23 protein-coding genes are annotated in these 25,121 nt (G+C 55.0%); 15 read left to right on the forward strand and 8 right to left on the reverse strand.

The features are described from left to right. Positions 1-38 precede the first annotated feature (38 nt). Together macB and macA are read right to left on the reverse strand one after the other, a co-directional pair. A complete protein-coding gene (gene macB, locus AC0LWE_RS06250; protein ID WP_059178476.1) occupies positions 39-1,979 on the reverse strand; it encodes a macrolide ABC transporter ATP-binding protein/permease MacB in 1,941 nt (646 codons plus the stop codon). Further along, a complete protein-coding gene (gene macA, locus AC0LWE_RS06255) occupies positions 1,976-3,091 on the reverse strand; it encodes a macrolide transporter subunit MacA (RefSeq protein ID WP_059178477.1) in 1,116 nt (371 codons plus the stop codon). Before macA ends, macB begins: the two co-directional genes overlap by 4 nt. A gap of 159 nt (positions 3,092-3,250) precedes the next feature. Here macA and AC0LWE_RS06260 point away from each other — a divergent pair, with 159 nt between their 5' ends. Then, positions 3,251-4,207: a VirK/YbjX family protein gene (locus tag AC0LWE_RS06260; RefSeq protein WP_219346825.1), complete on the forward strand. Its 957-nt coding sequence runs from the start codon at positions 3,251-3,253 to the stop codon at positions 4,205-4,207. Here the strand turns inward: AC0LWE_RS06260 and AC0LWE_RS06265 are convergent. After that, positions 4,204-5,862, reverse strand: coding sequence for an ATP-dependent endonuclease (locus tag AC0LWE_RS06265; RefSeq protein WP_219346826.1), 1,659 nt, complete (start codon positions 5,860-5,862; stop codon positions 4,204-4,206). The two genes, AC0LWE_RS06260 and AC0LWE_RS06265, sit on opposite strands and share 4 nt — an antisense overlap. 348 nt (positions 5,863-6,210) lie before the next feature. Here AC0LWE_RS06265 and aqpZ point away from each other — a divergent pair, with 348 nt between their 5' ends. The 4 genes from aqpZ (at position 6,211) to hcr (ending at position 10,726) form a co-directional block, all read left to right on the forward strand. Then, the gene (gene aqpZ / locus AC0LWE_RS06270) at positions 6,211-6,927 is read left to right on the forward strand and encodes an aquaporin Z (protein WP_323486270.1); all 717 of its coding nucleotides are present in this window, start codon (positions 6,211-6,213) and stop codon (positions 6,925-6,927) included. 125 nt (positions 6,928-7,052) lie between these two features. After that, positions 7,053-7,952, forward strand: coding sequence for a LysO family transporter (locus AC0LWE_RS06275; RefSeq protein WP_219346827.1), 900 nt, complete (start codon positions 7,053-7,055; stop codon positions 7,950-7,952). 143 nt (positions 7,953-8,095) lie between these two features. Continuing rightward, the gene (hcp, locus tag AC0LWE_RS06280; protein WP_219346828.1) at positions 8,096-9,748 is read left to right on the forward strand and encodes a hydroxylamine reductase; all 1,653 of its coding nucleotides are present in this window, start codon (positions 8,096-8,098) and stop codon (positions 9,746-9,748) included. Between the two features lie 9 nt (positions 9,749-9,757). Then, positions 9,758-10,726 (forward strand): NADH oxidoreductase, encoded by a 969-nt coding sequence (gene hcr, locus AC0LWE_RS06285; protein WP_474265045.1) that lies wholly within the window; start codon positions 9,758-9,760, stop codon positions 10,724-10,726. A gap of 287 nt (positions 10,727-11,013) precedes the next feature. Here hcr and AC0LWE_RS06290 read toward each other — a convergent pair whose 3' ends face one another. After that, entirely contained in the window at positions 11,014-11,448 is a 435-nt protein-coding gene (locus tag AC0LWE_RS06290; RefSeq protein WP_059178483.1) for a DoxX family protein, read from the reverse strand. Between the two features lie 152 nt (positions 11,449-11,600). Here AC0LWE_RS06290 and poxB point away from each other — a divergent pair, with 152 nt between their 5' ends. The 4 genes from poxB to AC0LWE_RS06310 all read left to right on the forward strand — a co-directional run bounded on the left by poxB (position 11,601) and on the right by AC0LWE_RS06310 (position 17,020). Continuing rightward, positions 11,601-13,319 carry a ubiquinone-dependent pyruvate dehydrogenase gene (poxB, locus tag AC0LWE_RS06295; RefSeq protein WP_474265048.1) on the forward strand — a complete coding sequence of 573 codons (1,719 nt, stop codon included), beginning with the start codon at positions 11,601-11,603 and terminating at the stop codon, positions 13,317-13,319. A gap of 146 nt (positions 13,320-13,465) precedes the next feature. Next, positions 13,466-14,467 (forward strand): low-specificity L-threonine aldolase, encoded by a 1,002-nt coding sequence (gene ltaE / locus AC0LWE_RS06300; protein ID WP_219346830.1) that lies wholly within the window; start codon positions 13,466-13,468, stop codon positions 14,465-14,467. Between the two features lie 10 nt (positions 14,468-14,477). After that, complete coding sequence (locus AC0LWE_RS06305; protein ID WP_219346831.1) at positions 14,478-15,914, forward strand: SDR family oxidoreductase; 1,437 nt, start codon at positions 14,478-14,480, stop codon at positions 15,912-15,914. A gap of 92 nt (positions 15,915-16,006) precedes the next feature. Next, positions 16,007-17,020 carry an NAD-dependent epimerase/dehydratase family protein gene (locus AC0LWE_RS06310; RefSeq protein ID WP_072241823.1) on the forward strand — a complete coding sequence of 338 codons (1,014 nt, stop codon included), beginning with the start codon at positions 16,007-16,009 and terminating at the stop codon, positions 17,018-17,020. A 6-nt stretch (positions 17,021-17,026) separates the two neighbouring features. Here AC0LWE_RS06310 and AC0LWE_RS06315 read toward each other — a convergent pair whose 3' ends face one another. Together AC0LWE_RS06315 and AC0LWE_RS06320 are read right to left on the reverse strand one after the other, a co-directional pair. After that, entirely contained in the window at positions 17,027-17,857 is an 831-nt protein-coding gene (locus AC0LWE_RS06315) for an N-acetylmuramoyl-L-alanine amidase (protein ID WP_219346832.1), read from the reverse strand. Next, positions 17,854-18,177, reverse strand: coding sequence for a heavy metal-binding domain-containing protein (locus AC0LWE_RS06320; protein ID WP_012016782.1), 324 nt, complete (start codon positions 18,175-18,177; stop codon positions 17,854-17,856). The genes AC0LWE_RS06315 and AC0LWE_RS06320 overlap by 4 nt, the downstream gene beginning before the upstream one ends. Positions 18,178-18,342: 165 nt before the next feature. Here AC0LWE_RS06320 and AC0LWE_RS06325 point away from each other — a divergent pair, with 165 nt between their 5' ends. From AC0LWE_RS06325 to artJ, 6 genes are all read left to right on the forward strand, one after another. Continuing rightward, the gene (locus tag AC0LWE_RS06325; protein WP_202667089.1) at positions 18,343-18,861 is read left to right on the forward strand and encodes a lipoprotein; all 519 of its coding nucleotides are present in this window, start codon (positions 18,343-18,345) and stop codon (positions 18,859-18,861) included. Between the two features lie 217 nt (positions 18,862-19,078). Then, positions 19,079-19,807: an arginine ABC transporter ATP-binding protein ArtP gene (artP, locus tag AC0LWE_RS06330; protein ID WP_059178490.1), complete on the forward strand. Its 729-nt coding sequence runs from the start codon at positions 19,079-19,081 to the stop codon at positions 19,805-19,807. A gap of 19 nt (positions 19,808-19,826) precedes the next feature. Beyond that, positions 19,827-20,558 carry an arginine ABC transporter substrate-binding protein ArtI gene (gene artI / locus AC0LWE_RS06335; protein WP_219346833.1) on the forward strand — a complete coding sequence of 244 codons (732 nt, stop codon included), beginning with the start codon at positions 19,827-19,829 and terminating at the stop codon, positions 20,556-20,558. 6 nt (positions 20,559-20,564) lie between these two features. After that, positions 20,565-21,281, forward strand: a complete 717-nt coding sequence (gene artQ, locus AC0LWE_RS06340; RefSeq protein ID WP_059178492.1) for an arginine ABC transporter permease ArtQ — start codon at positions 20,565-20,567, stop codon at positions 21,279-21,281. Further along, positions 21,281-21,949, forward strand: coding sequence for an arginine ABC transporter permease ArtM (gene artM / locus AC0LWE_RS06345; protein WP_131488467.1), 669 nt, complete (start codon positions 21,281-21,283; stop codon positions 21,947-21,949). The genes artQ and artM overlap by 1 nt, the downstream gene beginning before the upstream one ends. A gap of 178 nt (positions 21,950-22,127) precedes the next feature. Further along, entirely contained in the window at positions 22,128-22,859 is a 732-nt protein-coding gene (gene artJ / locus AC0LWE_RS06350) for an arginine ABC transporter substrate-binding protein ArtJ (protein ID WP_131488469.1), read from the forward strand. A 41-nt stretch (positions 22,860-22,900) separates the two neighbouring features. Here the strand turns inward: artJ and AC0LWE_RS06355 are convergent, their stop codons facing one another. After that, a complete protein-coding gene (locus tag AC0LWE_RS06355; RefSeq protein ID WP_202667091.1) occupies positions 22,901-24,373 on the reverse strand; it encodes a sensor histidine kinase in 1,473 nt (490 codons plus the stop codon). Beyond that, a complete protein-coding gene (locus tag AC0LWE_RS06360) occupies positions 24,357-25,073 on the reverse strand; it encodes a response regulator transcription factor (RefSeq protein WP_202667092.1) in 717 nt (238 codons plus the stop codon). The genes AC0LWE_RS06355 and AC0LWE_RS06360 overlap by 17 nt, the downstream gene beginning before the upstream one ends. Between the last annotated feature and the right edge of the window lie 48 nt (positions 25,074-25,121).

Raw genomic sequence — 25,121 nt, forward strand, 5'->3', positions numbered from 1 at the left:
CAAAATGCCAGCCCGATCGGCTGGCATTTTTATTTCCGCTACTCGCGCGCCAGCGCATCTACCGGATCGAGCCGCGCCGCATTGCGCGCCGGGAGCCAACCAAACAAAACGCCCGTCGCTGTTGAACATAAAAATGCCGTCAGCAGCGCAAACGGTGAGAAACCAATTTCCCAGCCGGGTAAAAACAGTTGCAGCGTAAAGGCAATCAGCATCGACAACGCAATCCCCAACGCACCGCCAACCAAACACACCAGCACCGCTTCAATCAAAAACTGTTGCAGCACATCGCTTGCCCGCGCGCCAACGGCCATACGAATGCCGATTTCACGCGTGCGTTCCGTCACGGACACCAGCATGATATTCATCACGCCAATCCCCCCCACCACGAGCGAAATAACCGCGACAAGCGTCAGGAACATCTGAAGAGTACGTGTGGTCTTTTCAGCCGTTTTCAAGAGGCCGTCCATGTTCCAGGTGAAGAAATCTTTCTTGCCGTGGCGCAGCGTAAGCAGACGCTCAATCTGTTGTTCAGCCTGGGCGCTGTCGTATCCCTCTTTCACCCTCACGGTAATGGAGTTCAGCCACGACTGGCCCATAATCCGCCCGGAAATCGTCGTGTACGGCAGCCAGACGCGCAAAATTTTGCTGCTACCGAACATCGACTGCTTTTCTTCTGCCACGCCAATCACCGTGGCTGGCATGTTCCCCACCAGGATCACTTCACCCACCACGCTGGATTTTCCCGGGAACAGCTGTTTACGCGAGTTTGCGTCGAGCACGACAACCTGCGCTCTCCCGGCGAGCTGCTCTGCGTTGAAGGTTGCCCCTTCGCTGAACGTCATGCCGTAAACGTTGAAATAGTCGCCGCTGACGCCGTTCGCGCTGGCCGCGACGTCGATATTCCCGTAACGCAGGCGCAGGTTTTGCGAAACGGCCGGAGTCGCCGAGTTCACCCACGGCTGCTTCTGGATCGCCGCCAGATCGTCATATTTCAGCGCCTGCTGATTTTGCGGCTCATCGTCGCCAAAATCTTTACCAGGATAGACATCAATGGTGTTCGTGCCAATCGCGCGAATATCCGCCAGCACCAGCTGTTTGGCTGCATCGCCCACCACCACAATCGACACCACCGACGCGATCCCGATGATAATGCCGAGCATGGTGAGGAGCGTGCGCATTTTATTCGCCGCCATCGCCAGCCAGGCCATGGTTAACGCCTCGCGAAAGCCGCTGACGAACTGCCCCCATCCCGTCGGTGGCGGCAGCACCTCTTTGTGCACGCCTGCGTGGTTTTTCCTGGCCGGTGGGTTGCTGATCAATTCGCCGTCATGGATCTCAATGATCCGCTCAGCCTGCGCTGCAACCTGCGGATCGTGGGTCACAATAATCACCGTGTGCCCCTGATCGCGCAGCTGGTGCAGGATCGCCATCACCTCTTCGCCAGAATGACTGTCGAGCGCGCCGGTCGGTTCATCGGCCAGAATGACCTGTCCACCGTTCATCAGCGCTCGGGCGATACTGACGCGTTGCTGCTGCCCCCCGGACAGCTGCGAAGGCTGATAATCAACGCGCTCCGCCAACCCCAGCCGGGTTAATAATGCCTGAGCGCGTTCGAGACGTTTTTTGCGCTCAACGCCCGCGTAAACCGCAGGAACCTCAACGTTTTGTGCGGCCGTCAGATGCGAGAGCAAATGATAGCGCTGGAAAATAAAGCCAAAGTGCTCGCGCCGCAGCCGCGCCAGCGCATCGCTATCGAGAGTGGAAATATCCGTTCCCGCCACGCGATATGTGCCACTGGTCGGCTTATCCAGACAGCCCAGAATGTTCATCAGCGTGGATTTACCGGAACCTGACGCGCCGACAATAGCGACCATCTCGCCAGGCTCAACCTGAAGCGTGATCCCTTTCAGAACCTCCACCGCGCCCTCTCCGGAAGGATAGCTCCGGCGAATATTATTCAGCTCAAGCAACGCCGTCATTTAGCGGCTCCGGGCTGACTTTCGCCGATGACAACTTCCTCTCCCTCTTCCAGGCCTTTGACTATCACCACGTCAGTATCATTGCGCTCGCCAATTTCAACCTCACGTTCGCGCGTTTCGCCGTTACGCAATACTTTGACTTTATAACGATTCACCCCCGCCGGTTCGCCGAGCGCCGCCAGCGGCACCGTCAGAACGTCTTTCACGCCGGTGAGCTGAATATGGACCTGTGCGGTCATCTCCAGACGCAGTACGCCTTTCGGGTTGGGCACTTCAAAACGGGCGTGATAGAAAATAGCGTCGTTGACTTTTTCCGGCGTCGGCAGAATGTCTTTCAGCACGCCTTCATAACGCGTAAGCGGATCGCCCAGCACCGTAAACCACGCCTTTTGGCCCGGTTTGAGATGGATTACGTCAGCTTCCGAAACCTGGGCTTTGACCAGCATCGTGCCCATATCTGCGAGTGTCAGAATGTTTGGCGCTTGCTGCGCGGCGATCACCGTCTGACCCTGAAGCGTGGTGATTTGTGTCACTTCGCCCGCCATGGGGGCCACGATGCGGGTGTATTCGAGATTCGCTTTGGCCGTATCCAGCGACGCCTGGTTACGTTTGATTTGCGCGTCAATCGTGCCTATTTGCGCCTGCTTGACCGCCAGCTCAGTGGCTGCGGTATCCAGATCCTGACGCGAAATCGCCTGGGTTTTGGCCAGTGCCTGCTGACGCCCAAGCGTCACCTGTGCGAGTTTACGTTCCGCCTCGGCCTGACTGCGCTGCGCCCGCAGCTCCATGAGCGTCGCTTCCACTTCGCGGATTTGGTTTTCTGCCTGCTCAGGATCGATAACCCCCAAAAGCTGGCCTTTTTTCACTTTGTCACCAATTTCCACAGAGAGCGTTTTCAACTGACCACTCACCTGCGCACCGACATCCACTTTGCGCAGCGCGTCCAGCTTTCCGGTTGCGAGGACGTTTTGTTGCAGTTCGCCCGGCCGGACAATCAGCGTTTGGTAGTGCGGCACGGGCGCGTTGAGAACCTGCCATAGCCAGAAACCACCGACGATTACCACCACTGCCAGCAGAAGATAGAGCTTCCTGCGTTTTCCCTTAAGGTTCATAAATATTCCAAATAAATGTTCTGGCAATTATAACCGTTGATTCTATCTAAACTGTTCGTCAACGAAACCCCTGTTTTTGGTATCGCAAAACCTTTGTTGACGCGCTGTTGATTATAGACCTGCTGAAATACAGATCTTATCCTGAAGCCGGTAATCATCATGTCTTCCATCGTCGATACACCTTATTCACAGCAGCCTCAACCAAAATCAGGCTGGCAGCTTTTCAAAAGTCTTGCTTCCGGTGAATATACGCCTGGCCTCGCCTGGCAAAACCCGTCATATCGACGCAAATTCATGTTACGTTCACTGGCGACACCGTTCAGCACCACCCGCCTGCTGGCAAGCCTGGCAAAGCAACCGCGGCTGATGCAAATGATGCAGGTCCAGCCTGGGTTGCCGTGCCGGTTACATCGCCCGTGGCTGTCTGTGAATATGGATCGTCAGAAAACGCTCGACGCGCTGGCCTGGCATTATCAGACAATGAATTCTGTTCTTCCCGCCGCGTTGATGAATGGCTATTTATCCAAACAGGGCATGACGTTACTGACTCTGACAGGAAAAGACGAGCAACAGTTTACCGTTCGCCTCTGCGCCGATGCGTTTCTGGATAAAGAAGGCGAAGCGACGCTGGCGTTTTGCGATCGGGAAAATACCATTCTGGCTGAGTTGACCTTTACGCTCTGCCAGTTTGAGGGAAAATCGACGCTGTTTATCGGTGGCATGCAGGGCGCAAAAGCCTTTGTTCCGCATGAACTAATCCAGGGGGCGACCAAAGCCTGCCACGGCCTGTTCCCGAAACGTCTGCTGGTGGAAGCCGCCATGACGCTGGGCGCAGTCTTCCCGGTTGAGCAGATTTTGGCGGTCAGTAACGCTACGCATATTTATCGCAGCTGGCGTTATCGCAAGAAAAAAGAGGGGAAACTGCTGGCGGATTACGACAGTTTCTGGCGCTCCATTGGTGGCGAACAGCACCCGACCGGCAATTTTTCGCTCGCGCTCGAAATGCCCCGCAAGTCTATGGAAGATATCGCGAGCAAGAAACGCGCCGAGTACCGTCGTCGCTATGAGCTTCTGGACAGCCTGATCGCTCAGGTCAATCAGGCCGCACGCGGCTAATCCGCTTTCCCGCGTGCCAGCCACAGCACGCGGGAAAACATTTTCCGCAGCAGCGTGGGCACAGACTCGACGCCCCTTCTTCCGGCCTCCGCCGCCACTTCAATCGCCAGATCGGGTTTTGACGAGCGATGAATCGCCTTCGTGATCACCCGCCGCATGTTCATCGGCACATTGACCGGAATCATCGCCACCCGGTGAAAAACGTCGTCAAAGCCCTGACGATACATAAAGTGTTCCATGTCCATCGCCGGCAATGCTGTGAGGTGCACGCGCTCCTCTTCCCCGTTATTACCCAGCACACCGCGCACGGTGCTAGCGTACTTTTTCCCGGCTTCATCACCATCCACCAGCACGTGCCATTCGATGCCCATACGGCTGGCAAACTTAATCAGCGGCTTTAAACCAGACTGGGCGAACTCAATGACTTTGATGCCTTCCGCATCGAAATGATGCCCGCACTGGCGCGCCAGTTCGTTGATCACCCAGGTTTCGGTTTCCCCTTCAACCAGGAGCCAGCAGCGCGCAAACAACGACGACGCGCGATTGAAACGAATATGAAAGGCAATGCGGCGACCATCTTCGGCGCTCAACCCGCCAGGGCCGAGGCGGAACGCCGTGACGCGTGATGACTCGCGCACCAGCCGACAGACGTGCTCGACGGGCGTCAATGAAAGCAGTTCTCCGGAATTAGTGGTGGTGATGCGCTGGAGCGGCAGCAAATTGAGCAGATGCCATGCCACCGAAAGCATGATGGGATGCAGCCGCGTTTCAGGATCTTCGACGAGCAACAGCGGACGGGCATCTTTGTCGAGCTGAAGATTGCCTTTCGCCTGCAACAGCGTGGAGAACAATCCCAGCAGGATGACGCGATGAGACCGTCCGCCAGGTTTATCGATCATCCGGTTGATAATGTCCAGATAGCGCCAGCTGCGCTGCTCGTCATACGAACGGCGGCGCATTAGCCGGTTATGCGTTTGCGTTGTCCCCTGCTCAGAAAAATAGTGCTCCAGCAGTTGCACCATCGCTGACAGCCCCTGGCGAATTTGCCCGTCAGTCAGATTTTGCGGACGAGCCACCAGCTCGCGCGCCAGAAAGTCCAGCTCGCGGGCCGTCACTTCGACTTCAGGCAAATGAGGCACCGTACCGTTACGGATCCGGCGCATAAAACGTGCGTCCCTCAGACGTAATACCGGCATCAGGCGCACCAGATGGCGAGCCTGTTCGTCGATATTCTCAAGCGCTATTTGATGACCTTTGGCATCCATAAACCCGCGCAGCGTCAGCACGGTGTCGTCTTGCGCCAGTTCACCTTCCAGACGGTAAAAAATGCGCTGGTAATTGTCGTCACAAGGCACCCAGCACGGTGAAAGCGGACGATAACGCCGAACGCGGTGGCGACCGGGCTCAAGTTCGCGGAAAGTCAGAATGATATGCAGATGACGTTCTCGCCCCAGGATATCGCCGGGCGGGAACCAGAAATCTTCCCGAGCAAAGCTGTACAGTTCCGCTCCAGGCGCAAGCAATAAGGTTAATGCATCCAGAAGACTGGATTTACCCCAGGCGTTTTCACCAATCAGAACATTGTTCTGTTCCAGCATGAGCGACAAACGATTAATGCCGCGAAACCCGACAATCTCCACACGCTCGAGAAGCATATAACCCCCGCGAATTAGTCACTTTTTCCTTCAAGTTATCAGGAGTATAGCGCCCAGCGACGAGACAGAACACTCTGGCGTCGGTTTGGTGTTTGTCACGCAGCGTTAAAATCAGAATTTGCTCGCGAGCTTTCATTTGAAATACGCCCTGCCGCGCAAGATACTACGCGTCCAGAATTGAGCTACGCTTTATTTCAGCCCAATTCCAATAATAACTAACATCACATTGCCTTAAATCAAATTAACAGAATTTATTTAAGTAGTATTGCTAAGTTATTGCTTTCTAAAATATCGGCTCTTTGAGTCGTCATCCTTTTAGGCGATATACAGCCGTACGCAAATTAGCGTATGGAATTTAACGAGGTGGTTATGTTTAGAAAATTAGCGGCGGAATGCTTTGGTACATTCTGGCTGGTATTTGGTGGCTGCGGTAGCGCAGTGCTTGCAGCAGCATTTCCGGAATTAGGCATTGGTTTTGCGGGTGTGGCATTAGCTTTTGGTTTAACGGTATTAACCATGGCATTTGCGGTCGGGCATATTTCCGGCGGTCACTTTAACCCTGCCGTGACATTAGGTCTCTGGGCCGGCGGTCGTTTCCCGGCAAAAGACGTGATTGGCTATATTATTGCCCAGGTTGTCGGCGGCATTATTGCCGCGGCGGTTCTGTATGTTGTCGCCAGCGGTAAAGCTGGCTTTGATGCGACAGCGAGCGGTTTTGCCTCAAACGGTTACGGCGAACACTCTCCTGGCGGCTTCTCTATGCTGTCAGCGATAGTGATTGAAATTGTCCTGACCGCCGGTTTCTTGCTGGTGATTCACGGGGCGACAGACAAAAACGCACCAGCGGGATTTGCGCCAATTGCTATCGGTCTGGCGTTAACCCTGATTCACTTGATCAGTATTCCAGTGACCAATACCTCGGTTAACCCGGCACGCAGTACCGCCGTCGCCCTCTTCCAGGGTGGCTGGGCGCTTCAGCAGCTGTGGCTGTTCTGGGTGATGCCAATTATCGGCGGTATTTTGGGTGGCGTGCTGTACCGCACCCTGCTTGAAAAGCGTCGTTAATTCACTCCGCGACTCAGCCGGGTGGTCATTGCGCCACCCGGCTTTTATTTTGCATCTTTACTGAGCAGTCTTTATTGGGTAGTGTCTTTGGCGCTATTCAGATACTTATAAAGGACAGGCTGTTCATGTTTTCAGGACTTTTAATCATTCTGCTGCCACTGGTAGTGGGCTACCTTATTCCCCTCCGTCACGCCTCCGCTTTAAAACTCATTAATCGCTTTCTGAGTTGGATTGTTTACGTGATCTTGTTTTTCATGGGGATAAGCCTCGGATTCCTGGATAATCTGGCCGCCAATCTGCTGTCAATTCTCCATTATTCCATTGTCACTATTGTGGTTATTTTGGTGTGTAATATTGCCGCGCTGTTGTGGCTAGAACGAACCATTCCGTGGAAAAATCATCACCAGCAAGAAAAATTACCCTCACGAATTGCGATGGCGCTGGAGTCATTAAAACTGTGCGGTGTGGTGGTGCTGGGTTTTCTGCTCGGCCTGACAGGGCTTGCGTTTTTACAGCACGCAACCGAAGCCAGCGAATATACATTAATTTTCCTGCTGTTCCTGATTGGTATTCAGCTGCGTAATAACGGCATGACCCTGAAACAAATCGTGCTAAATCGCCGAGGGATGATTGTCGCGGTGGTCGTCGTGGCAAGCTCCATGGTCGCGGGGGTGATTAACGCGTTTATTCTCGATCTGCCGCTAAAAACCGGCCTGGCGATGGCATCAGGGTTTGGCTGGTATTCGTTGTCCGGTATTTTACTCACCGAATCATTTGGTCCGGTTATCGGCAGCGCCGCGTTCTTTAACGATCTGGGTCGAGAACTGATCGCGATTATGCTCATTCCGGGGCTGGTGCGTCAGAGCCGCTCAACGGCGCTCGGCCTGTGCGGAGCCACATCGATGGACTTCACGCTGCCCGTTTTACAGCGCTCGGGTGGGCTGGAGCTGGTGCCTGCCGCCATCGTGCATGGTTTTATTTTGAGCCTGCTGGTACCGATTCTGATGGCGGTTTTCTCCGCCTGATACCTCTCTGGCGGTAGCCCTCTACCGCCAAAATTGCGCTAAATCAATATCCCTTTACTTTGTAGAAGAAAGACCTTTTCTACGTCCCGCCAAGCGCATAATCTTAAACATGTATCTAAAATATAACTTTAATAGGTGTGATTATGTTTTGTGTGCAATGCGAACAAACCATCCGTACCCCCGCCGGCAACGGCTGCTCCTACTCGCAGGGTATGTGCGGTAAAACGGCAGAAACGTCTGACCTGCAAGATCTCCTGATTGCGGCCCTGCAAGGCCTGTCCGCCTGGGCCGCAAAAGCGCGTCAATACGGCATTGTGGATCACTATGTCGATAACTTCGCACCGCGCGCCTTTTTCTCCACGCTGACTAACGTGAACTTCGATTCTCCACGCATCGTGGGCTACGCGCGTGAAGCCATTGCCCTTCGCGAAGCACTGAAAGCACAAAGCCTGAATGCAGATGCCAATGCTGCGGTGGATAACCCAATGGCTGACCTGCAACTGGTGAGCGACGATCTGGGCGACCTGCAGCGTCAGGCGGCAGACTTCACCCCGAACAAAGATAAAGCGGCGATCGGTGAGAATATTCTCGGCCTGCGCCTGCTGTGCCTGTACGGCCTGAAAGGCGCAGCGGCCTATATGGAACACGCCCACGTACTCGGTCAGTACGACAACGACATTTACGCCCAGTACCACAACATCATGGCGTGGCTGGGGACCTGGCCTTCCGATATGAACGCGCTGCTGGCGTGCTCAATGGAAATCGGCCAGATGAACTTCAAAGTGATGAGCATTCTGGATGCGGGCGAAACCGAGACTTACGGTCACCCAACCCCAACGCAGGTGAACGTGAAAGCGACTGCCGGTAAGTGTATTTTGATCTCCGGCCACGACCTGAAAGACCTCTACAATCTGTTGCTGCAAACCGAAGGAACAGGCGTTAACGTCTACACCCACGGCGAAATGCTGCCTGCACACGGCTATCCGGAGCTGCGCAAATTCAAACATCTGATCGGTAACTACGGCAGCGGCTGGCAGAATCAACAGGTGGAATTTGCCCGCTTCCCAGGCCCCATCGTGATGACCTCAAACTGCATTATCGATCCGACCGTCGGTTCTTACGACGATCGCATCTGGACCCGCAGCATTGTCGGTTGGCCAGGTGTGAGCCACCTCGAAGGTGATGATTTCGCACCGGTTATCACCCAGGCACAGCAGATGGCGGGCTTCCCGTTCAGCGAAATCGAACACATGATCACCGTGGGCTTTGGCCGCGAAACCCTGTTGGGTGCTGCTGATTCTCTGATCGATCTGGTGAGCCGCGAAAAACTGCGTCACATCTTCCTGGTGGGCGGCTGTGACGGCGCACGGGGTGAACGTAACTACTTCACCGATTTCGCCACCAGCGTCCCGCAGGATTGTCTGATCCTGACCCTGGCCTGCGGTAAATATCGCTTCAACAAACTGGACTTCGGCGATATCGAAGGCCTGCCGCGTCTGATTGATGCCGGTCAGTGTAACGATGCGTACTCAGCAATTATCCTGGCGGTGACGCTTGCAGAGAAACTGGGCTGCGGCGTGAACGATCTGCCGCTGTCTCTGGTGCTCTCCTGGTTCGAGCAGAAAGCGATCGTGATCCTGCTGACCCTGCTGTCGCTGGGCGTCACCAATATCGTCACCGGTCCGACCGCGCCAGGCTTCCTGACCCCGGATCTGCTGGCCGTGTTGAACGAGAAATTCGGTCTGCGTTCCGTGACGACCGTAGAAGAAGACATGCAGCAACTGCTGAGCGCGTAAGGAGTATTTATGACGATGCCAACCTCACAATGTCCGTGGCGGATGCAGGTTCATCACATCCATCAGGAGACGCCGGATGTGTGGACGCTTTCACTGCTGTGCCATGACTTCTATCCGTACCGTGCGGGTCAGTATGCGCTGGTTAGCGTTCGCAATGCTGCCGACACGCTGCGTGCGTACACCCTTTCCTCGACACCGGGCGTGAGCGAGTACATTACGCTCACCATCCGCCGTATTGACGAGGGCGCGGGATCGCAGTGGCTGACCAACGACGTCAAGCGCGGGGATTATATTTGGCTCTCCGATGCGCAGGGGGATTTCACCTGCGACGACAAAGCCGACGATAAATTCCTGATGCTGGCTGCGGGTTGTGGCGTAACGCCGGTGATGTCGATGCGTCGCTGGCTGGCAAAAAATCGTCCGCACGCTGACGTGCAGGTTATCTTTAGCGTGTGCTCTCCCGACGATGTGATTTTTGCCGACGAATGGCGAAATTATCCTGTGACGATGGTGGCAGAAAATAACGCCACTCACGGCTTTGTCGCCGGTCGTCTGAGCCGTGAACTGCTGCAAAGCGTGCCGGACATCGCGTCGCGTACGGTAATGACCTGTGGGCCTGCGCCGTATATGGACATTGTCGAAAAAGAGGTTCACGCGCTCGGGGTGACTCGCTTCTTTAAAGAGCAGTTCTTCACGCCAGTGGCAGAAGCCGTAACCAGCGGCGTGAAATTCACCAAGCTACAACCGGCGCAGACCTTTTTCGGTCGCGTTGGCACCACGCTGTTGGAAGCGCTGGAAAGCAACAAGGTTCCGATTGTCGCCGCCTGCCGTGCTGGCGTGTGCGGTTGCTGCAAAACGAAAGTGGTTTCCGGTGACTATACCGTCAACAGCACCATGACGCTGACGGAAGCAGAGATCGCCGAGGGCTACGTGCTGGCCTGTTCCTGTCATCCACAGGGTGATTTGGTACTGGCGTAAACTCGTTATCGCCTGTTAAAACGCGAAAGGCCAGCATCCGCTGGCCTTTTTATTTGGCGTATTTCCAGGCTGCCTGTACGGCAGTGAACTGAAGCAATCTACACCTTTCCTTTTGATACTTAAAGTGAAATTCGATTCCAGCGCGCCAAACCCTTTTTTTTTAGATACTTATTCTACTCAACAATATCAATGACTTAAACAGCACCCACAAAAAAGGGTTCCGAAGAACCCTCTCTGTGGAAGCTGGTTTTTATCTCGATATAAGCTCGCGCCGCCCGGATAAAACCTTACTTCCAGGCCGGGTCTTTGGCTAAGGCATAACGCCCAGCACCTAAAAACGCCACGGCTAACGCGCCGATAAAGAAATAGACCAGACTTTCGATCGCCCATGCGCCTACTGCGTCCAGCGCGAACGTTTTGCCGGTGCCGACCATCAGCCAGGCGACAATCATCGTGAAGGCCAGCACCAGCGCTGCCGGACGCGTCAGAATGCCCAGCACAATCAGCACAGGCGCAACCACTTCGCCAATCAACACGCCATAGGCGATAAACCCTGGTAATCCTTTTGCCACCAGCATGCCGCTAATGCCATCCACGCCGCCAATCAGCTTGTGCATCCCGTGGAACAGCATTAACCCACCAACGGCCAATCGCAGTAACAGCTTGCCAAAATCTTCATGTGTTAGCGTTTTATTAACAGCAATTAACAATGATTTAACCATCTGAAATGATTCCTGTTTTTAATTGAAGTCTCAACAGAATATGACGAATTGTTGCACAATGAAAGTAACTATTAATCAGGGGGATTTGACGGGCAGAACGGCCATTTTCTTCTAAGCTTGTAAGCGTTATCACATAACGGAGATGGACACCCATGAAACAGACCGTAGCGGCTTACGTCGCGAAAACGCTGGAACAAGCTGGAGTGAAACGCATCTGGGGCGTGACCGGCGATTCACTTAACGGACTCAGCGACAGCCTCAACCGAATGGGCACCATCGAATGGATGCCCACCCGCCATGAAGAAGTCGCGGCATTTGCCGCAGGCGCGGAAGCGCAACTGACAGGCGAACTGGCGGTTTGCGCCGGATCGTGCGGGCCGGGTAATTTGCATTTGATAAACGGTTTGTTCGACTGCCATCGCAATCACGTTCCGGTGCTGGCCATTGCCGCACATATTCCGTCGAGCGAAATCGGCAGCGGCTATTTTCAGGAAACGCATCCGCAGGAGCTGTTCCGTGAATGTAGCCACTACTGCGAGCTGGTTTCCACGCCGGAGCAAATCCCGCAGGTGATGGCAATTGCGATGCGCAAAGCGATCCTCAATCGTGGCGTTTCAGTCGTGGTGCTGCCTGGCGACGTGGCGTTGAAAGCCGCGCCAGAAGGGGCGAGCACGCACTGGTACCCCGCGCCGCAGCCGGTTGTCACGCCAGCGGAAGAGGAGCTCAAAAAACTGGCTCAGCTCTTACGCTACTCCAGCAACATTGCGCTCATGTGCGGCAGCGGCTGCGCGGGCGCGCATAAAGAACTGCTGGAATTTGCCGGAAAACTAAAAGCACCGATTGTTCACGCCCTGCGCGGCAAAGAACATGTGGAGTACGACAACCCTTACGACGTGGGGATGACCGGTCTGATCGGTTTCTCCAGCGGCTTCCACACGATGATGAACGCCGATACGCTGGTGCTGCTCGGCACGCAATTCCCCTATCGCGCGTTCTATCCAACTGACGCGAAAATCATCCAGATCGATATTAATCCCGGCAGTATTGGCTCGCACAGCAAGGTCGATATGGCGCTGATTGGCGATATCAAAGCCACGCTCGCGGCCCTGATCCCACATCTGGAAGAGAAAACCGATCGCAAATTCCTCGACAAAGCGCTCAGCGATTATCGTGACGCGCGCAAAGGGCTGGACGACCTCGCGAAGCCGAGCGACAAGGCAATTCATCCGCAGTATCTGGTGCAACAGATTAGCCATTTCGCCACTGATGACGCCATCTTTACCTGCGACGTGGGCACCCCCACCGTCTGGGCAGCGCGTTATCTGAAAATGAACGGCAAGCGCCGACTGATCGGCTCCTTCAACCACGGTTCAATGGCCAACGCCATGCCGCAAGCGCTGGGCGCTAAAGCCACCGCGCCGGAGCGTCAGGTTGTCGCCATGTGCGGCGACGGCGGATTCAGCATGCTGATGGGCGATTTTTTGTCGGTGGTACAGATGAAGCTGCCGCTGAAAATCGTGGTGTTCAATAACAGCGTGCTGGGATTCGTGGCGATGGAGATGAAAGCCGGTGGCTATCTGACCGACGGCACGGATCTGCACGATACCAACTTTGCGAAAATCGCCGAAGCCTGCGGTATCACGGGTATCCGCGTGGAAAAAGCCGCAGACGTGGATGAAGCGCTGCAACGTGCGTTTTCCATCGACGGTCCGGTGCTGGTCGATGTCGTGGTGGCCAAAGAAGAGCTGGCGATCCCACCGCAAATCAAACTGGAGCAGGCCAAAGGCTTTAGCCTGTATATGCTGCGCGCCATTATTAGCCGTCGCGGTGACGAAGTGATGGAGCTAGCAAAAACCAACTGGCTCAGGTAAAAATATCCTTTTAAAGTCATACGCAAAAATCATTCGTGATGCGTCAAAGCGGCAAGCCTGAAACCCCAGGAACACAAAATGTGACAGGGGTTTGCAGGTGCCGCTAACGCGCAGGCGTGAAAGATGCGTGTATATAAGGATATGCCATGATTGATTTACGCAGTGATACCGTCACCCGTCCGAATCGCGCCATGCTTGAAGAGATGATGGCCGCACCGGTCGGGGACGACGTGTACGGTGACGACCCAACGGTCAACGAACTCCAGCGCTATGCCGCGGAATTAAGCGGGAAAGAGGCGGCGCTGTTCCTGCCCACCGGCACGCAGGCCAATCTGGTCGCATTGCTCAGCCATTGCGAGCGCGGCGAAGAGTATATTGTGGGCCAGGGCGCGCATAACTATCTGTACGAAGCCGGTGGCGCCGCGGTGCTGGGCAGCATTCAGCCGCAGCCGATTGATGCCGCGTCTGACGGCTCCCTGCCGCTGGATAAAGTCGCGGCCAAAATCAAAGCCGACGATATTCACTTCGCGCGAACCAAACTGCTCAGTCTGGAAAATACCCATAACGGTAAAGTCCTTCCGCGCGAATACCTGAAAGCCGCGTGGGCGTTCACCCGCGAGCGCAATCTGGCGCTGCATGTCGACGGCGCGCGCATCTTTAACGCCGTGGTGGAATATGGCTGCGAGCTGAAAGAGATTACTCAATACTGCGATACGTTCACGATTTGTCTTTCAAAAGGTCTGGGGACGCCGGTCGGATCGCTGTTGGTCGGCGATGCGGGTTACATCAAGCGCGCCAACCGCTGGCGTAAAATGACCGGCGGCGGTATGCGTCAGGCTGGCATTCTGGCCGCAGCTGGACTGTATGCGCTGAAAAACAACGTCGCGCGCCTGAAAGACGATCATGACAATGCCGCTTGGATGGCGACTCAACTGCGTGAAATCGGCGCGGATGTGATGCGTCACGATACCAATATGCTGTTCATTCGCGTGGGTGATGAAAACGCCGCCGCACTGGGTGAGTTCATGAAATCCCGTGGCGTGCTGTTAAACGCATCCCCAGTGGTGCGCCTGGTAATGCACCTTGACGTCAGTCGCGAGCAGCTTTCTGACGTGGTGAAACACTGGCAGGCCTTTTTACAGCGCTAAGGAGCACACCGTGCCGCAACGTATTCTGGTGCTCGGCGCCAGTGGCTATATCGGTCAGCATTTGACGTCCGCATTGAGTGAGCAAGGACATCAGGTGCTGGCGGCGGCACGCAATACTGAGCGCCTCCAGAAGCTGAACCTGCCCAACGTCAGCTGTCACAATGTTGATCTCAACTGGCCAAAGGAATTGCCCGTCCTGCTGGAGGGCGTCGATACGCTCTATTATCTGGTGCACAGCATGGGCGAAGGCGGTGATTTTATCGCGCATGAACGCCAGGTGGCGTTGAACGTGCGCGACGCCCTGCTGAAAACGCCCGTTAAGCAGATCATTTTCTTAAGCTCGTTGCAAGCGCCTGAAAGCGAGCAGTCCGATCACCTGCGCGCGCGTCAGCTTACGGGTGAAATGCTGCGCAGCGCCACTATTCCGCTTACCGAATTACGTGCCGGGATCATCGTGGGCGCAGGATCGGCGGCATTTGAAGTGATGCGCGATATGGTTTACAACCTGCCGGTGCTGACGCCACCGCGCTGGGTACGCTCGCGCACCACGCCGATTGCGCTGGAAAATCTGCTGCATTATCTGATGGAACTGCTGAATCATCCCAGCGCGCAGCATCGCGTGCTGGAAGCCGCCGGGCCGGAAGTGTTGAGCTATCAGGAACAGTTTGAGCATTTTATGAGGGTTAGCGGACGTCGCCGCTTGCTGGTACCCATCCCCTTCCCAACCAGCTGGATCTCCGTCTGGTTTTTGAACATCATTACGTCCGTTCCGCCGACGACAGCCAAAGCGCTGATCCAGGGACTGAAACACGATCTGCTGGCCGATGACCGCGAATTGCGGGCGCTGATCCCGCAAGATCTGATCCGTTTCGACGACGCGGTGCGCAACACGCTAAAAGAAGAAGAGAAGCTGATGAACTCCAGCGACTGGGGTTACGACGCGCAGGCCTTTGCCCGTTGGCGTCCGGAGTACGGATATTACGCCAAACAGGCGGGCTACACGGTGAAAACCCGTGCCAGCCTCGAAGCACTCTGGGAAGTAGTCAATCAAATTGGCGGCAAAGAGCGCTATTTCTTTGGCAATATTCTCTGGCAAACGCGCGGCATGCTGGATCTACTGGTGGGACACAAGCTGGCAAAAGGCCGGCCTGAACACGCCATGCTGCAGCCAGGCGATACGGTCGATAGCTGGAAAGTGATCATCGTCGAGCCCGAAAAACAGCTGGCGCTGCTGTTCGGTATGAAAGCGCCAGGCCTTGGGCGATTGTGCTTCACGCTGAAAGACAAAGGCGATCACCGCGAACTGGACGTGCGCGCGTGGTGGCACCCGCACGGAATGCCGGGGCTTTTCTACTGGCTGTTGATGATCCCGGCGCACCTGTTTATCTTCCGCGGCATGGCAAAACGGATTGCGCATCTTGCAGAACACAAGTCAGAAAAAATCTGATTAAAACTCTGATTCTTTCACCTTTCCCATTGCATCGTGGCGTGATTCACGGAAGAATGCGCACGAAATTCTTTTCAACACAGTGGATTGATATGAAGGTACTGGTTACCGGCGCCACCAGCGGCTTAGGCCGAAATGCGGTCGAATTCCTGCGCAACAAAGGCATCAGTGTCAGAGCCACCGGTCGCAACGAAGCGATGGGCAAACTCCTGCAAAAAATGGGGGCTGAATTCATCCATGCCGACCTGACGGAGCTGGTTTCTTCGCAGGCCAAAGTTATGCTCGCCGGAATCGATACGCTGTGGCACTGCTCCAGTTTTACCTCTCCCTGGGGAACGCAGGAAGCCTTTGACCTCGCGAACGTGCGCGCCACCCGCCGTCTCGGGGAATGGTCTGTCGCGTGGGGAGTGCGGAATTTCATTCATGTCTCCTCCCCGTCTCTCTATTTCGATTATCACCATCATCGTAATATCCAGGAAGATTTTCGCCCGGCGCGGTTCGCCTGCGAATTTGCGCGCAGTAAAGCCGCCAGCGAAGAGGTGATCGATCTGCTGGCGCAGTCAAACCCGCACACGCGGTTTACCGTTCTGCGTCCGCAAAGCCTGTTTGGGCCGCACGATAAAGTGTTTATCCCGCGTCTGGCTCAAATGATGCATCACTACGGCAGCGTGCTGTTGCCGCGCGGTGGCGATGCGCTGGTGGATATGACCTATTTTGAAAATGCGATTCATGCGATGTGGCTGGCGAGCCAGCCAGAGTGCGATAACCTTATTTCAGGTCGCGCGTACAACATCACCAACGGTGAGCCGCAAAGCCTGCGTAATATCGTACAGCGTCTGATCGACGAGCTGAATATTCACTGCCGTATTCGTTCGGTGCCCTACCCGATGCTGGACATGATCGCCCGCAGCATGGAGCGCTTTGGCAATAAATCCGCCAAAGAGCCCGCGCTGACGCACTATGGCGTGTCGAAGCTCAATTTTGATTTTACGCTGGATACCACGCGTGCTGAAAACGAACTGGGATACAAGCCGATCGTCACGCTGGATGAAGGCATTGTACGCACGGCGGCGTGGCTGCGCGATCACGGTAAACTGCACCGCTAACGCGAATTATCCCTGCCCGTACTTTTCTAATAACGCCTCGGCAATCGCCATAGATTCCGCATCCGCAATACCGTTCCAGACCTCGGGACGGTAGTGCATCTGAAACGCCATAATAATGCGCTTATGCTGCGCCTCAGTGCTATTTTCCGGCACGTCATACCCGTAACGCGCCAGAAGATCGAGCAACGCGGCAGGTTCCACGCTCTGATACGGCGGCTTTCCGTTAAGATAAAATGCGACGCGAGCCGGATCGGGCCATGCGCCAATCCCCTGCTGGGCCAGCGCGTGCCACGGGAATAGCGGGCCAGGATCGTCTTTGCGCTGCGGGGCAATATCAGAATGCGCCACCACGTTCTGCGGCTTGATGTCGTACCGGGCAATAATGTCTTTGGCGAGCGGAATCAACGCGGCAATTTGCTCAGGCTCAAACGGGGTAAAGGTCTTCACGCTGCCCGTTTTCTGCCAGCCTCGGTTTTCCAGCTCAATGCCAATCGAGGTATCGTTAATACGGTTCGTGCCGCGCCAGAAACTCACGCCCGCATGCCAGGCCAGCTCGCTTTCAGGCACCAGTTGCCAGATGCGCGGTTTGCCGTCCGGCGCAGGCGGTTTAGCGGGAATAAGATAATGCGAGCTGACGTGTTTATCGGTCAGCGTTGCCAGAGAACTGTCGAAATCATCTGCTGTATAATGGATCACCAACACTTTAATGCGTGGATAGGCAGCCTGCGCCTGATGGCGGGTATCCAGCTCATACGTCCCTTTATCGACGATGCCCTTTTCACCCGCGCATCCCACCAGCAGCAAGGCCAGCAGGGAAAGAGACAGCAGACGTTTCATCGACGCGTTTTCACCGCGGTACCGCTGACGCTCACCATCAGCATGCTGGCGTCTTTACCGACCGTTTCATAGTCGATATCAATCCCCACAACCGCATCAGCGCCCAACGCTTTGGCCTGCTCGCCGAGTTCTTTGAACGCGATTTCGCGCGCCTTGCGCAGCTCTTTTTCATAAGCTCCGGAACGCCCACCGACGATATCGCGGATGCCAGCAAAAAAGTCGCGGAAAATATTCGCCCCCAGAATGGCCTCACCCGTTACCACGCCGCAGTACTCGACGATCGGCTGCCCTTCCAGCGTTGGAGTTGTTGAAAATTGCATCGTGTCTCTCCTTTTTACATGCCCTGAACCCTTAAGTTGCGACAACACGGCCGCAACCCGACGGATGACCGGTATCGCGTTCAACGCCTTAGCGCATCACTTCCCCAGCATTATCGGTGCGTTACGCTATGATTGAAAGGATAGTTAATCATTAAGGAAATCAACATGCGCTATTCTGCTTTGACGCTTTTGGTGCCTTGTGCGCTGCTGCTCAGCGCCTGCACCACGCCTGTTACACCGGCATTCAAGGACATCGGAACCCGCAGCGGCCCTTGCATTGACGGCGGTCCTGATGCGGTAGCCCAGCAGTTTTACGACTACCGTATCCAGCATCGCAACAACGACATCACCGCCCTGCGCCCCTATCTGAGCGACAACCTGGCGAAACTGCTGAGCGATGCCACTCGCGACCCGCAACACAACGCGCTGCTTCAGTCCGATCCGTTCTCCAGTCGCACCACGCCGCCTGACAGCGCAGCGGTCGCCAGCGCCTCCACGATTCCGAATACCGATGCGCGAAACATTCCGTTAAGAGTGAAACTGACTCAAGGCGACCAGTCCTGGCAGGACGAAGTGCTGATGATCCGCGAAGGCCAATGTTGGGCGATTGATGACGTTCGCTATATCGGTGGCAGCGTACACGCCCCGGCTGGCACGCTGCGCCAGTCGATTGAGAATCGCTGAGTAAAAATCGTTACCCCCGTAAAATGTCCGGCATTTCATGAGGAATGCCGACATTTATTCTCACCCCATTTGCCTTCCGCTATTTTGTGCTATGTTTAGATAGAATTACGGGTTATATTTAACTTTTAACGCATAAATATTGCATAACTATTCTGTCAACGGTACTATCTGCGGCCTCAATTGCTATAGATTGCCTGGATGAGTAAAGACTGCCCCGATGAGTATTCAACTAAACGGCATTAACTGCTTCTACGGCGCACACCAGGCGCTGTTCGACATCACGCTGAACTGCCCCGAGGGCGAAACGCTGGTTTTACTTGGCCCAAGCGGCGCAGGTAAAAGCTCACTTCTGCGCGTCCTCAATCTGCTTGAAATGCCACGCTCCGGTACGCTTGCGATCGCCGGCAATCACTTTGATTTTGCCAAAACGCCGTCCGACAAAGCGATCCGCGATTTGCGCCAGAACGTCGGCATGGTCTTTCAGCAATATAATCTCTGGCCGCACCTGACCGTGCAGCAAAACCTGATTGAAGCGCCCTGTCGTGTGCTGGGTTTGAGCAAAGATCAGGCGCTGGCGCGTGCCGAAAAATTACTGGAACGTCTGCGCCTGAAACCGTACAGCGATCGCTATCCACTGCATCTTTCTGGCGGTCAACAGCAGCGCGTTGCCATTGCACGCGCCCTGATGATGGAACCCGCTGTTCTACTGTTCGATGAACCTACCGCCGCGCTGGACCCAGAAATTACCGCCCAGATCGTCAGCATTATCCGCGAACTGGCTGAAACGAATATCACGCAAGTCATCGTGACGCACGAAGTGGAAGTGGCGCGCAAAACCGCCAGCCGCGTGGTGTATATGGAAAACGGTCTTATCGTCGAGCAAGGGGATGCGAGCTGCTTCACCGCTCCGCAAACTGACGCCTTTAAAAACTATTTATCTCACTGATGTGTTAGGGAAAATGATAATGAAAAAAGTATTGATTGCCGCACTGCTTGCTAGCATCAGCCTTTCCGCTACCGCAGCACAGACTATCCGCTTTGCCACCGAAGCCTCTTATCCTCCGTTTGAGTCTATCGATGCGAACAACAAAATTGTGGGCTTTGACGTGGACCTGGCAAACGCGTTGTGTCAAGAGATCGATGCGACCTGTACCTTCACCAACCAGTCTTTCGATAGCCTGATCCCAAGCCTGAAATTCAAGCGCATCGATGCGGTCATGGCCGGTATGGACATCACCCCTGAGCGTGAAAAACAGGTTCTGTTCTCTACCCCTTACTATGACAACTCCGCCCTGTTCATCGGTCAGAAAGGCAAATTTGCCTCTATTGATCTGCTGAAAGGCAAAAAAGTCGGCGTACAGAACGGCACAACGCACCAGAAATTCATCATGGATAAACATCCGGAAATCACCACCGTGCCTTATGACAGCTACCAGAATGCGAAACTGGATCTGCAAAACGGGCGTATCGACGCGGTATTTGGTGATACCGCTGTAGTTACCGAATGGCTGAAAGCCAACGATAAGCTGGCGGCAGTCGGCGATAAAGTGACCGACAAAGATTACTTCGGCACGGGTCTGGGCATCGCGGTACGTCAGGGCAACACGGAATTGCAGCAGAAATTCAACGCTGCGCTCGAAAAAGTGAAAAAAGACGGCACCTACGAAACCATCTATGCCAAATGGTTCCAGAAGTAAGATCTGATGAACGAATTTTTTCCTCTAGCAAGCGCCGCCGGGATGACCGTCGGCCTTGCCGTTTGTGCGCTCATTATCGGCCTGGCGCTGGCGATGATCTTTGCGGTATGGGAGTCAGCGAAATGGCGCCCAATCGCATGGATTGGCTCCGCGCTGGTCACCGTTCTGCGCGGACTGCCAGAAATTCTGGTAGTCCTGTTTATCTATTTCGGTTCGTCACAGCTGCTGCTGACGCTCTCTGACGGCTTCACGATAAACCTGGGTTTTGCCCAGATTCCCGTGCAGATGCAGATTGAGAACTTTGACGTCAGTCCGTTCCTCTGCGGCGTGATCGCGCTTTCGCTGCTCTATTCCGCCTACGCGTCGCAAACGCTACGCGGTGCGCTGAAAGCGGTGCCAATCGGGCAGTGGGAATCCGGTCAGGCGTTGGGTTTATCTAAGACGGCGATTTTCTTCCGTCTGGTGATGCCACAGATGTGGCGTCATGCCCTGCCAGGCCTGGGAAATCAGTGGCTGGTATTGCTGAAAGATACCGCGCTGGTGAGCCTGATAAGCGTGAACGATTTAATGCTCCAGACCAAAAGTATTGCCACCCGCACCCAGGAGCCTTTCACCTGGTATATCGTTGCGGCGGCTATCTACCTGGTGATCACGCTACTAAGTCAGTACGTTCTGAAACGCATTGACCTGCGTGCCACGCGCTTTGAACGGAGACCCGGCTGATGCTTGAGTATTTACCTGAGCTGATGAAAGGGCTTCACACCAGCTTGACGCTCACCGTGGCGTCCATTGTGGTGGCTCTGATTCTGGCGCTGATTTTTACCATCGTTTTGACGCTAAAAACGCCGGTGCTGGTGTGGATTGTTCGCGCCTATATCACGTTGTTTACGGGTACGCCGCTGCTGGTGCAGATCTTCCTGATTTACTACGGACCGGGCCAGTTCCCGGCGCTGCAGGAATACCCGGTTATCTGGCATCTGCTGTCTGAACCCTGGCTTTGCGCCTTGATTGCCCTGTCGCTGAACAGCGCGGCGTATACCACGCAGCTTTTCTATGGCGCGATCCGCGCGATTCCGGAAGGCCAGTGGCAGTCCTGCGGCGCGCTGGGGATGAGCAAGAAAGACACGCTGGCGATCCTGCTGCCGTATGCGTTTAAACGCGCGCTCTCTTCCTATTCCAATGAAGTGGTGCTGGTGTTTAAAAGCACGTCTCTGGCGTACACCATCACATTGATGGAAGTTATGGGTCACGGACAGCTGCTGTACGGCCGCACCTATGACGTCATGGTGTTTGGTGCAGCAGGTCTGGTTTATCTGATTGTGAACGGTCTGCTGACGCTGATGATGCGTCTTATCGAGAACAAAGCGCTGGCATTTGAGCGCAGAAATTAATCAATAAACTGCATAAACCGTGAGTCTTAAAGACGGGCAAGTCTAACCACTGCCCGTCTTTTTTTATGCGATAAATAATATTTAATCATTTTTATTGCATACAAATTCAATAAATGGCATTGTTTATCTATGCCGAAGACACGGCGCATAAGACAGATTGACAGACGGGAGCAGTAAAATGAAAAAGTACGTTCTGGCCGCATTACTGGCAACTTTCGCCGCTGGCGCATCAGCCGCAGATAAAATCAGCTTCGGCGTTTCCGCCACTTATCCGCCATTCGAATCGCTGGATGCCAGCAATCAGATCGTTGGTTTTGATATCGATCTTGCGAAAGCGCTGTGCAAACAAATGCAGGCCGACTGCACTTTTACCAACCACGCGTTCGACAGCCTGATCCCGGCGCTGAAATTTAAAAAATACGATGCGGTCATTTCCGGAATGGACATCACACCAGATCGTAGCAAACAGGTCTCTTTCACCGACCCTTACTATGCTAACTCTGCGGTCGTTATCGCGAAAAAAGACACTTACAAATCCTTCGCTGAGCTGAAAGGCAAACGCATCGGGATGGAAAACGGCACCACGCACCAGAAATATCTGCAGGATCAACATCCTGAAGTCAAAACCGTGGCTTACGATAGCTACCAGAACGCGATTATCGACCTGAAAAATGGCCGTATTGACGGGGTGTTTGGTGACACCGCCGTGGTGAACGAGTGGCTTAAAACCAACCCTCAGCTGGGTACAGCGACGGAAAAAGTGACCGACCCGCAGTACTTTGGTACTGGCCTTGGCATCGCGGTACGCCCGGATAACAAAGCCCTACTGGAAAAACTGAACGGTGCGCTGAAAGCAATCAAAGCCGACGGCACTTACCAGAAAATCAGTGACCAGTGGTTCCCACAATAATCACGTCTCGCCGGGCACTCGCCCGGCTTTTTATTTGTGATTTATAGCGGTACATAAAAGCGGAAACGCGCCCCGCTCGCCGCCTCCATCAGGTTAATCCCGCCGCCGTGCAGCTCCAGCATCCTTTTCACGATTAACAGCCCTAATCCGCCGCGATTTTCGCGCGATGCCTGCTGGCTCAACGCAGACGGTCGCTGGAATAATTCATCCCGCAACGCCGCCGCAATCCCCGGTCCGCTATCGGTCACTTCCACCTGCAATTGCTGATTCTCCTGCCACACCGCCAGGCGAATATCGCCGCCCGCAGGCGTGTGGCGCATCGCATTATCCAGCAGATTCGTCACCACCCGCTCGATCATCGAGACGTCAGCATTCACCAGAGGCAGCCGCCCTGGGACATCAATATGCAGGCGAAGCTCACGGGTCTGCGCGGTCAGCTCAAACTTCTGCGCCACGTCGGAAATCAGCTCGCCCATCGCAAAGCGTTCGCGCTGCGGTTTGATGCCGCCATATTCCAGGCGCGCCAGTTCAAACAGCTGTTGCGAAAGATGCCGCACCTTTTGCCCCTGTCGCAGCGCCGTGGCCAGATACTTCTGGCTCTCTTCTGCCGTCAGGGTCGCGGATTTCATCGATAGCGTCTCCAGATACCCCAGCAACGACGTGAGCGGCGTGCGCAAATCGTGAGAAATATTGGCGATAAATTCCCGACGCTGCCGGTCGCTGTCGGCCAGCTGATCCCACTGGGACGTAATCTTGCGCGCCAGTTCGATAAAGGTGTTGCGCAGGAGCGTCACCTCATCACCCGTGCTGTTTTCGAGCGGCTGGTCTGCAAGCTGTTTTATGGCGCTGATGCTGTCCTGCTCCAGACCGGAGACTTCCGCCGTCAGTCGCTTGACCGGTTGCGTCACCCAATAGCGCACCAGCAGGCCCGCCAGCAGGCCAAACAGGGCCACCAGCAGCAACGACCACATCGCAGTGCTCCAGAGCGTTTTGTGCCACGCCATGTCCGCGAGCGCATTAAACTCTTCACCTTGCAGGATGATGTACAAATAGCCGCGAAGCTGGCCGTCCTGGCGAAGCGGCGTGGCGCTGAAGACTTTTTGCTTATCGAGACTGCGCGGATCGTCGCCATACACCGGCCACGTTTCGCCGCTGAGGAAATTTTGCAGCGGCGCAATCGCAATGCGTTGCCGCTGAATATGCCCCGGCGGGGCCGCATCAGCCAGCAGCTCGCCGTCCGGCGAAATCACGTACAGCTCTACGCTGGGATTAAACGTCATCAGCCGATCGAACAGCGGCTTCAGACGATGGCGATCGACCTTGCCCTGCGCATCAAGAATCGGTTCGCGCTGAGCAATTTGCTGCGCCAGCCCGCCCGACAGGCGCTGAACCATGGCGTTGCCGTACTGCATGCTGGTGTAGAGCTGCACCACACAGGCCACGGCCGCGCTGAGCATCAGCAACAGAATAAACAGCAGCGTCAGCCGCTGGCTGAGGCTAAACCTGCGCGTCATGATGAAACTCCGCAAATTTATAGCCTTTGCCCCAGACGGTACGAATAATTTCCGGCTCGGCGGCGTCTTTTTCTATCTTGATCCGCAGGCGATTGATATGGGTGTTAACGGTGTGTTCGTAGCCTTCGTGCTGATAGCCCCAGACCTGCTCGAGCAAAGCCAGACGCGAGAACACCTCGCCGGGATGACGGGCAAAAAAGTACAGCAGCTCAAATTCGCGTGGCGTGAGCACCACCTCTTTGCCGTTCAGCTGCACGCTCCGCAAGAGCGGATCCAGCGCCAGGCCGTGCGCATAAATTTGCCCGTTGGCCTGCGCCTGCCCCATCGCCTGCTGGCGACGGAACAGCGCTTTAATGCGGGCAATCAGCTCCTGCACGGAAAAGGGTTTAGCCAGATAGTCATCCGCGCCGGTTTCCAGCCCGGTGATGCGGTCAGTTTCACTGCTGCGGGCGCTGATAATAATGATGGGCAGATAGCGGGTGAGCTGGCGAATGCGACGACAAATTTCCAGCCCGTCGACATGAGGCAACATCAGATCGAGGATCACCGCATCCCATTGCACCTGCTCAAGCAGCAGCAACGCTTTGGCACCGTCGGCCTCATGGGTAATGACGTAACCTTCGTCTTCAAGATGTAAACGCAGGAGAGACGCGATATCGCCGTCGTCTTCCACCAGCAGAATCTGTTTTGCCGCCGCCATTCATTTGCCTTTTTCAGTGTTTAACCGTTAAAGCTTACCTGATTTTGG

This window comes from Lelliottia sp. RD5, assembly GCF_056032945.1.